Raw genomic sequence first — 9,342 nt, forward strand, 5'->3', positions numbered from 1 at the left:
CCAGCTGCTTAGCGGTGGTCGCCGCTTCCAGCGATCACGTTACGGGCGGCGCGACTGGCCAATTTGTCGAGGTTGGCCTGGGCGATCTCATCGAGACTGAAGCCCAACTCACTGGCGAGCTGAGCGACGTACCAAAGGACATCACCGAGCTCGAGCTTCAAGGACTCCCGGACCTCCGCGGAAAACTCGCCACCGCTATCGCGCAGCACTTTTTTGACCTTGTCCGCGACCTCTCCGGATTCTCCGCAGAGGCCCAGGGTTGGGTAGATGGGGTTGGAGCCCACATCGGGATAGCGGGCCGTTTGCCTCGCACCCTGCTGATAAGCATTCAGATCCATTGGTACGACAGCGCTGGAGGGCCTCGATGATAGTGTCGCTTCTCCCTTTGGCGCCCCCGAATGGCCCTGCCCGATCTCACGCGTCGCACCAAGATCGTGGCAACCATCGGTCCCGCCACCGAATCGCCTGAGCAGCTCAGGCGCCTGATTGAGGCAGGTGCCTCCACCTTTCGCCTGAATTTCTCCCACGGCGACCACAGCGAGCACGCAGCGCGGATCAGCACCATCCGCAAGGTTGCCGCGGAGATGGGGGTTCACATCGGGATCCTCCAGGACCTCCAGGGCCCCAAGATTCGCCTGGGCCGTTTCAAGGACGGTCCGATCACCGTTGCCCAAGGCGATCCCTTCACCCTGACGTCCAGGGACGTCGAGTGCTGCCAAACCATCGCCACCGTCACCTACGACAAGTTGGCGGATGAAGTGGTCCCCGGGAGCCGCATCCTGCTGGATGACGGCCGCGTCGAGATGGTCGTGGACCAAGTGGAGCAGTCCAGCCAGACCCTCCACTGCACCGTCACGGTTGGTGGCGTCCTCTCCAACAACAAGGGCGTCAACTTCCCGGACGTGCAGCTCTCCGTCCGTGCCCTGACCGACAAGGACCGGGAAGACCTCGAATTTGGTCTGAGCCAAGGCGTCGATTGGGTGGCCCTGAGCTTCGTGCGCAATCCCTCCGACATGGAGGAGATCAAGGCCCTGATTCGCTCCCACGGCCACAACACGCCCGTGGTCGCGAAGATCGAAAAATTTGAAGCCATCGACCAGATGGATGCGCTGCTGCCGATGTGCGACGGCGTCATGGTGGCCCGCGGCGACCTCGGTGTGGAGATGCCCGCCGAGGAAGTTCCCCTGCTGCAGAAGGAACTGATCCGCAAGTGCAACACCCTGGGGATTCCGGTCATCACCGCCACCCAGATGCTCGACTCGATGGTGAGCTGCCCCAGGCCCACCCGCGCAGAAGTCAGCGACGTCGCCAACGCCATCCTCGATGGCACCGATGCGGTGATGCTCTCCAACGAAAGCGCCGTGGGTGATTACCCCGTCGAGGCCGTGGCCACCATGAGCCAAATCGCCCGGCGCATCGAGCGGGACTACCCCAGCCGCAGCAGCGATGGGCAGCTGGCCTCAACCGTTCCGAACGCCATCTCCCACGCCGTCAGCTCGATTGCGAGCCAGCTGGAGGCTGCGGCCATCCTTCCGCTGACCAAGAGTGGATCCACGGCGCGCAACGTCAGCAAATTCCGCCCAAGCACACCGATCCTGGCCATCACCAGCGACAGCAAGGTGGCCTCACAGCTTCAACTGGTCTGGGGCGTGACCCCGTTGCTGGTCTCCGACATGGACAACGCAGCGGCAACCTTTAACCGGGCCATGGAAGTGGCAGCGGAGGCAAACCTGCTCAAGGAAGGGGATCTGGTCATTCAGACCGCCGGAACCTTCGCTGATGTCAGCGGTTCGACCGACCTGGTCAAGGTCAGCGTCGTGGGCAAGGGCACCGTTCTCAACCCGAGCATCGTTTAAAACGGGGCTCTGCTGGCCATCCCGGCAATGCCCGCCAAGCTCCCTATGCGCGAGACCGTCGGGATGGCCCTGGCCACCCTGAGGGCCAATCGTCTGCGCTCTCTGCTCACGATGCTGGGCATCGTGATTGGGAATGCCTCAGTCATCACCCTGGTCGGTGTCGGCCGTGGTGCCCAGAACCTCGCCGAGGGTCAGCTCAACACGCTGGGGGCCAACGTCCTCTTTGTCGTCCCGGGCAACAACGACAGCCGTCGCCGCGGAATTGATTTTCCCAAGACCTTGGTTTTGGAAGATGCCGAAGCCATCGCCGAGCAGGTCCCGAGTGTTCGCAGGGTGGTGCCGCAGATCACCCTCAGCGCCGTACTGCAGGCGGGCGCAAAAAGTGCCAGCGCCACCGTTTCAGGCATCAGCCCAGAGTTTTTAACGGTGCGGCGATTTGAAGTGGCCCGGGGCCGCTTCATCGACCAGAGGGACATGGAAGGGGCCCGCAATGTCGTGGTCATTGGACCTGACCTCAAGCAAAAACTCTTGCCCTCTGGCTCCGCGATCGGACAGCGCGTCCGCATTCGCAATCAGGGCTTTGAAGTGATTGGTGTGATGGCGCCGAAAGGTGCTGTCTTTGGCCAAAACCAAGACGAGGCCGCCTACATCCCCCTGACGACGATGGTCAGCAAGCTCTCAGGCCGGGATCCCACCTACGGGGTGAGCCTGAACTTCATCAGCGTGGAGGCCGTGGATGAGGCCAGCACCGGTGCGGCGAAATTCCAGATCACCAATCTGCTGCGCCAGCGGCACAACATCCTGCGGGAGGACGACTTCGCTGTCCGCTCGCAAAAAGATGCCCTCTCGATTGTGGGCACCATCACCGGCGGACTCACCTTGATGCTCGCCGCCATCGGTGCGATCTCGCTGTTGGTGGGCGGCATCGGGATCATGAACATCATGTTGGTCTCGGTCAGTGAGCGGACCTCAGAAATCGGACTGCGCAAGGCCATCGGTGCGCGCAGCAGTGATGTCCTGAGTCAGTTCCTCGTTGAGGCCTTAGTGCTCTCCACCTTGGGTGGATTGATTGGAAGCAGCCTGGGCCTCTCCGCCATTGCAATCGTGGCGGCCGTCACACCCCTTCCCGCTGCCATTGGCAGCAGCAGTGTGTTGGTGACGATGGGACTCTCCGGCAGCATTGGGTTGGTCTTTGGCGTGCTGCCGGCCAGGCGTGCGGCTCGACTGGATCCAATCACCGCCCTACGCAGTCTCTAGGGACAAACCTGAAGGAAATCGAAAGAAGCCTGCGACCTTGAGGGCCGGTCTCATCGACGACAAATCAGGCCGATGAAACAGGCGTCAATGACAGTTCTGATTCCAATTGGTCTTGAACCAGCTCCAGTGTGGGTACCAAAACCGCAGCGATCGGATGGTGATCCTGCGCTGCATTGGACCCGATCAATTCTTCCTGGAGCGGGTGGTCTTCCCCGTTGAGATCCTGGGGTTTGAGGCACCACCGGCCTCTGAAGTCGAGATTTGGAGCCATTCCTTAGGGGGACCAGAACTGCTGGAACGGTTCCTGGCGGAGGAGCTCACCAGCGTGTCTGAGCTTGATTGGCCGCAATCGGCCTAATGATCAGCCTCGAATGAGAGGGAAAAAGCGCTGCCGCGCCTGAGATCTGCCCAGAACAGGCCGCGCTCGCTTTACACTTGTTAAACATTCAGATCTGCACCTCAGGCGGCCATGAATCAACGCTGGCGCACGATTGCTCTTTGGGTTCTGCCCATCAGCGTCGCTGTCTTCCTCGGCTGGCAAGTCCTGGGCGGCGGCTTCGGTGGAGTCAGCCGGTCCTCGGGAACAACCGTGGCACCGCGGAATGCCGCTGTCGCTCGGATGAGCTACGGCCGCTTCATCGATTACGTCGATGCCGGACGCGTCACCGCGGTTGACATCTTTGACGGTGGCCGCACCGCCGTTGTTGAAGCCGTTGATCCCGACCTGGACAACCGCGTGCAGCGCCTGCGCGTTGACCTCCCTGGTCTTGCCCCTGAGTTGGTCAACAACCTCAAGGAGCAGGGCATCAGCTTTGACATCCATCCCCCCCGCACCGCGCCTCCAGCGCTCGGCCTGCTGGGCAACCTGCTCTTCCCCCTGCTGCTGATCGGTGGCCTGGTGCTGCTCTCTCGCCGTGGCGGTGGCGGCATGCCCGGTGGCCCCGGTCAGGCCATGCAGTTCGGCAAGACCAAGGCCCGGTTCGCCATGGAGGCTCAAACCGGTGTGATGTTTGACGACGTCGCCGGCGTTGAAGAAGCCAAGCAGGACCTGCAGGAGGTCGTCACCTTCCTGAAGACTCCCGAGCGCTTCACCTCTGTCGGCGCAAAGATCCCCAAGGGTGTCCTCCTGGTGGGCCCTCCTGGTACGGGTAAAACTCTGCTCGCCAAGGCCATCGCTGGTGAGGCCGGCGTGCCCTTCTTCTCCCTCTCCGGCTCGGAATTTGTGGAGATGTTCGTGGGCGTTGGCGCCAGCCGCGTGCGCGACCTGTTCAAGCGCGCCAAGGAAAACAGCCCCTGTCTGATCTTCATCGACGAGATCGATGCCGTCGGCCGTCAGCGGGGCGCCGGTGTTGGCGGCGGCAATGACGAACGGGAGCAGACCCTCAACCAGCTGCTCACTGAGATGGACGGCTTCGAGGGCAATAGCGGGATCATCATCATTGCGGCCACCAACCGCGCTGACGTTCTCGACTCCGCCCTGCTGCGTCCGGGCCGTTTCGACCGCCAGGTTCAAGTCGACGTTCCCGACATCAAGGGTCGTCTGGCGGTGCTGAACGTGCACTGCCGTGACAAGAAGCTGGCCGATGACGTCAGCCTCGAGGCCATTGCTCGCCGGACTCCCGGTTTCTCTGGCGCTGACCTCGCCAACCTCCTCAACGAGGCTGCCATCCTCACGGCCCGTCGCCGCAAGGAAGCCACTGGCCTGGCCGAGATCGATGACGCGGTGGACCGCATCATCGCCGGCATGGAGGGCAAGCCCCTCACCGATGGCCGCAGCAAGCGACTGATCGCCTACCACGAAGTGGGCCATGCCCTGGTGGGCACCCTGGTCAAGGCCCATGACCCCGTCCAGAAGGTCACCTTGATCCCCCGCGGACAGGCCCAGGGCCTGACCTGGTTCTCCCCCGATGAAGAGCAGATGCTCGTGAGCCGTGCTCAGCTTCGGGCGCGAATCATGGGTGCCCTCGGCGGCCGGGCTGCAGAGGATGTGGTCTTTGGCTATGCCGAAGTCACCACCGGTGCCGGCGGCGACATTCAGCAGGTCGCCTCCATCGCCCGCCAGATGGTGACCCGTTTCGGCATGAGTGACCTGGGTCAGTGCTCGCTCGAGGCCGGCAACCAGGAGGTTTTCCTGGGCCGCGATCTGATGACCCGCAGCGATGGCTCCGACGCCACCGCAGCTCGCGTCGATGCATCCGTGCGCAAGATCGTTCAGAGCTGCTACGAGGAAACGGTCAAGCTCGTGTCCGAACACCGGGCTTGCATGGACCGTGTTGTGGAGCTCCTGATTGAGAAGGAGAGCCTCGATGGCGATGAGTTCCGCGCCATCGTCAGCGAATTCACCACCGTCCCCGAGAAGGAGCGCTTCTCTCCTCTGCTGAGCAGCACCGAAGCTGCCTCGGCCTGAAGCTGAAGCACAACAAAGCCCGCGGTCAACCCGCGGGCTTTTTGCTGTCTAGACGGCAGCGGTCGGAGCAATAAATCACCTGCTCCCAAACCGATGCCCATTTCTTGCGCCATTGGAAAGGGCGCTGGCAGACAGGGCAGATTTTGCTGGGACGTTCACTCGGCGGGCGACCCCGGCCGCCCACCGCTCCGCTGCGTTGACCGCGCCCGCGGGCCATGGAGCCTTCGCTCGATCAGACAGGACGCACGGGGCGCTTGTCGATCACCTTGTCGATCAGGCCGTACTCGACTGCTTCGGCGGGGGACATGAAAAAGTCGCGATCGGTGTCGTCCTCGATGCGGTTCAGGGGCTGACCGGTGCGATCGGAGAGCTCCTGGTTGAGCTTCTTCTTGAGATAGAGGATTTCGTCGGCCTGAATGCGAATGTCGCTGGCCTGGCCCTGGGCCCCGCCCAGGGGCTGGTGGATCATGATCCGCGAGTGGGTCAGGCTGCTGCGCTTGCCCTTGGCACCGGCGCAGAGCAGGAAGGCGCCCATCGAGGCAGCCAGACCAACGCAGACGGTCTGCACATCAGGCTTGATGTGCTGCATCGTGTCGAAGATGCCCAGGCCGTCGTAGACGGAGCCGCCCGGGGAATTGATGTAGAGGAAGATGTCCTTCTCGGGATCCTCGGCTTCCAAGAAGAGCAGTTGGGCAACGATCCGATTGGCGGACTCTGAGGTCACCGGTTCGCCCAGGAAGACGATGCGCTCCCGCAACAGACGGGAGTAGATATCAAAAGCGCGCTCACCACGGCCCGACTCTTCGATCACGATCGGGATCATGGTCACGGGCGGCCTCTGCAGATGGGCGGATCCTACTGAGGTTCAGCCCTGTTCAGCGTTCTCAGCGAGCTAGGGTCGCCTGAACTTGATGGATGTTTGAGCGTGGGTGCGAGCCTGACCGTTGCCGATAGCAAGCGGGCCTTTCACCAGGCGTTCCCCTACGTCATCGCGCCGCTCTATCGCCGCCTGGTGGACGAACTCCTGGTGGAACTGCACCTGCTGAGCCATCAGAAGGGGTTCCAAGCCGATGGCCTCTTTGCCGTTGGTCTGACCCAAGTGTTTGACAGCTTCTCCAACGGTTACAAGCCCGAGGCGCAGCGGGAGCCCCTGTTCCAGGCCCTCTGCAGCGCCAACGGCTTCGATGGGGCGGCCTTCCGTCAAATGGCATCCGACGCCGCCACCCAGGTGGGCCACCACAGCCTCGATGAGGTCAAGGGCTGGTTGAGCAACCGCGGCGAAGGCGCACCTGCGCCAATTGCCGGACTGCTGCACGGCGTGCAGCGCGAAGACTTCCACTACTCCCGACTGGTCGCCGTCGGACTCCTGAGCCTGCTTCAACGGGCCCAGGGCGCCGAAGCGATGGATCCTCAGGCCCTACGCAGCGCTGCCCACGAGATCGGTGAGGCCATGGGCCTGATCAAAGCCCGCGTCGACAAGGACCTCAGCCTCTATGCCGGGAACATCGAGAAGATGACCCAAGCGGTGGAACTGATGGAAGAGACCGTGGCCGCCGAGCGCCGTCGCCGCGAGCGTGCCGCAGCCGAGCACGAGGCCAATCACTAAAGCTTGAGTTCGCCGCTCAGGGCCGTTTGCCCGTCAACGCCTCTGGGGTGTTCACCCGTGATCTCCAGCTGACCGGCGCGCCGGACCACCAGAGGCAGCAGTGAGGGAAGCAGCCCCTTGGCCTGCAACTGTCGAGGACTGAGTTGCAAAGACCAGCTTGCGGGGCCTTCAGCGACCTCAGCCTCAACGGCAGCAGGCGGTGGGCCAAGGAAAAGCAGCAGCTGCTGCTTCGAAAGCCAGCGCCAGCCGCCTTGGGCCACGCCATCGCGACTCCAGAGCCGTTGATCAGTGTCACCAGGGCTCGGAGCCAGACCTTGATCCTTCAGGGCTTGCTCCACGGCCGCCAGCCGCGCCGTCCAGAAGGAACGACCGTCCCGCAGCCGCAGCTGCAGCTGAAGGCCCGCCAGGAAGGGGCCCCGTTCAACGGCCGAGAGGCGCAGGGCAAAGGGGCTTTGTGACAAGCGCTTGAGGGCATCGGCCTTGAGGCCGTAGCGCTCGGCGAGCGCCTGCTTCAAGGCGCCACTACTCAACAGCCCGCGCAGCAGGAGCTCCAGCTTCGGGCCCTGCAGAGCCAGCAGCGTGGGAGGCGCCAGCGCGCGCGTCTGAGCTCTGGGAACCGGGCGGGGGGCCGCCGCCAGGCTGCCGCGGGCTGCATCGGCCTCACCGCTCCAGAGCAGCCTGTTGCCCTCACTGCTGAGGGCCAGGCAGCCCTGCTGCAGGCTGCTGGCCAGGGGTGCCAAGGGACCCAGGAGCGATGAGAGGCCAGCAGCACTCCAATAGACCGCATCACCCCGTTGCAGCTGCTGAGCGCAACGCCGCTCGAGGCCGCGCAGGGACGGGCGATCGAGGCGCAATTGCGCCTGAAGTTCGTTGCGCACCAGGGGGTTAGGGGCCACCAGGGTCAGCTGCTCAAAGCGGAGCGCGTTCTCAGGCAGGGGCGTCTTGGGGGGGACCTCAAGCACCAGGACCGCACCGGCTGAGCTGTGGGTTCCCCAGAATTGCCACCAGAGCTGAGGTCGAGCCGACCAAAGCGGGGCCGCCTGGGGACCAAGGCGCTGGGTCCACAGGGCCGGTGGCGGGTCGGCTGGACGGGAACGGTGGGTCTGAAACAGCGAGGCCTCCAGAAGGAGCCGATCGAGACCGCGGGCTGAGCCGCGCGGAAAGAGCCATAGAGCCAGGGCTGGTAGCAGCACCAGCAAGGCCGTCACTGCCAAGCTGTTGCGCAGGCCCTTCATCAGCTGACCGCTCCATAGAGAGTCGTGCGCTCCCGCACGGGCCGGCCCAATGTCAGCGCCGCTGAGCGAAGAGCCTGAACCGATTGGCAGGTGCCCCCCTGGGCGCCCGCCATGCTTGTGATGCTCTCCTCCATCAGCGTGCCACCGAGGTCATTGCAGCCCCAGCGCAGTGCCTCCGTGGCACCCGCGAGGGTGAGCTTCACCCAGCTGGGCTGATGGTTTCGGAACCATGGCCCGAGCAGCAGGCGCGCCTGGGCGGTGAGGCGCAACATCTCCAGGCGATCCGGTTGATCTCGTCCCACGCGATGACGCAAGGCTGCCGGAGCTTGAGCTCCAATGAACGGAAGCAGAACGAACTCAGAAAAGCCAGCCTGTCCGGCCCGAAGCGCCTCCTGCTGCAGGGCCACCAGAGTCAAGAGATGAAGGGCGCGATCGCGGGCACTCTCAATGTGACCGGCCATCAGCGTGGCCGTGCTGGCGAGGCCAAGGCGATGGCACTGAAGGATCACCGCGCACCACTGCCGAGCGCTGATCTTCTCTGGACAAAGCTGGGCGCGAACCCCATCGCTCAAGACCTCAGCAGCGGTACCGGGGATCGAAGCCAGGCCGGCTGATCGCAGTTGCTCGAGCACAGCCTGCAAAGCGATCCCGTCCTGCTCAGCAATGAACAGCAGCTCCTGGGGGGAGAAGGCATGCAGGTGCAGTCCAGGGGCCGCATCCCGCAGAGCCTCAAGTAAATCGACGTAGTAGCGGAGTGCCGAACCGTTGGTGCGGGCCGCGGGATTCAATCCCCCCTGGATGCAGAGCTCTGTCGCTCCAAGGGCTGCGGCCTCAGCGGCCTTGCTGCGAAGCAGCTCCAGGTCATGCCAGTAGGCGCCTGGAGCGCCGGCATCACGGCGAAAGGCGCAAAAGCTGCAGTGTTGAACGCAGTGGTTGGTGAAGTTGAGATTCCGGTTCACCACGTAGGTGACCGTCTCTCCA

10 protein-coding genes are annotated in these 9,342 nt (G+C 63.6%); 5 read left to right on the forward strand and 5 right to left on the reverse strand.

What is annotated here, in order from left to right; translation table 11 throughout:
• Nucleotides 1-8: 8 nt before the first annotated feature.
• Complete coding sequence (locus tag QZ189_RS05405; RefSeq protein ID WP_247478644.1) at nucleotides 9-338, reverse strand: nucleoside triphosphate pyrophosphohydrolase family protein; 330 nt, start codon at nucleotides 336-338, stop codon at nucleotides 9-11.
• 60 nt (nucleotides 339-398) lie between these two features.
• Between QZ189_RS05405 and pyk the strand changes: the two genes are divergently transcribed.
• The 4 genes from pyk to ftsH all read left to right on the forward strand — a co-directional run bounded on the left by pyk (nucleotide 399) and on the right by ftsH (nucleotide 5,520).
• Entirely contained in the window at nucleotides 399-1,856 is a 1,458-nt protein-coding gene (gene pyk, locus QZ189_RS05410) for a pyruvate kinase (RefSeq protein WP_010317241.1), read from the forward strand.
• Nucleotides 1,857-1,883: 27 nt separating this feature from the next.
• Entirely contained in the window at nucleotides 1,884-3,113 is a 1,230-nt protein-coding gene (locus QZ189_RS05415) for an ABC transporter permease (protein ID WP_247478647.1), read from the forward strand.
• 106 nt (nucleotides 3,114-3,219) lie between these two features.
• Nucleotides 3,220-3,471, forward strand: a complete 252-nt coding sequence (locus tag QZ189_RS05420) for a DUF1830 domain-containing protein (protein WP_296421180.1) — start codon at nucleotides 3,220-3,222, stop codon at nucleotides 3,469-3,471.
• Nucleotides 3,472-3,582: 111 nt separating this feature from the next.
• Nucleotides 3,583-5,520, forward strand: a complete 1,938-nt coding sequence (gene ftsH / locus QZ189_RS05425) for an ATP-dependent zinc metalloprotease FtsH (protein ID WP_010317244.1) — start codon at nucleotides 3,583-3,585, stop codon at nucleotides 5,518-5,520.
• Between the two features lie 25 nt (nucleotides 5,521-5,545).
• Here ftsH and QZ189_RS05430 read toward each other — a convergent pair whose 3' ends face one another.
• Complete coding sequence (locus QZ189_RS05430; protein ID WP_247478651.1) at nucleotides 5,546-5,737, reverse strand: DUF2256 domain-containing protein; 192 nt, start codon at nucleotides 5,735-5,737, stop codon at nucleotides 5,546-5,548.
• A gap of 15 nt (nucleotides 5,738-5,752) precedes the next feature.
• Nucleotides 5,753-6,343 (reverse strand): ATP-dependent Clp endopeptidase proteolytic subunit ClpP, encoded by a 591-nt coding sequence (gene clpP / locus QZ189_RS05435; protein WP_010317246.1) that lies wholly within the window; start codon nucleotides 6,341-6,343, stop codon nucleotides 5,753-5,755.
• Nucleotides 6,344-6,445: 102 nt separating this feature from the next.
• Here clpP and psb29 point away from each other — a divergent pair, with 102 nt between their 5' ends.
• Entirely contained in the window at nucleotides 6,446-7,126 is a 681-nt protein-coding gene (gene psb29, locus QZ189_RS05440) for a photosystem II biogenesis protein Psp29 (RefSeq protein ID WP_296421183.1), read from the forward strand.
• On the opposite strand, the gene QZ189_RS05445 is transcribed toward psb29, so the two are convergent.
• Both QZ189_RS05445 and QZ189_RS05450 read right to left on the reverse strand, forming a co-directional pair.
• Complete coding sequence (locus QZ189_RS05445; protein WP_296421185.1) at nucleotides 7,123-8,361, reverse strand: hypothetical protein; 1,239 nt, start codon at nucleotides 8,359-8,361, stop codon at nucleotides 7,123-7,125. The genes psb29 and QZ189_RS05445 overlap by 4 nt on opposite strands.
• Nucleotides 8,361-9,342 (reverse strand): CofH family radical SAM protein (locus QZ189_RS05450; RefSeq protein WP_296421188.1); only part of this gene is annotated, 982 nt, incomplete at its 5' end. The genes QZ189_RS05445 and QZ189_RS05450, both read right to left, overlap by 1 nt.

This window comes from Vulcanococcus sp. CPBay_Sum15L08_68 (genome assembly GCF_017855895.1).
Lineage (GTDB): Bacteria > Cyanobacteriota > Cyanobacteriia > PCC-6307 > Cyanobiaceae > Vulcanococcus.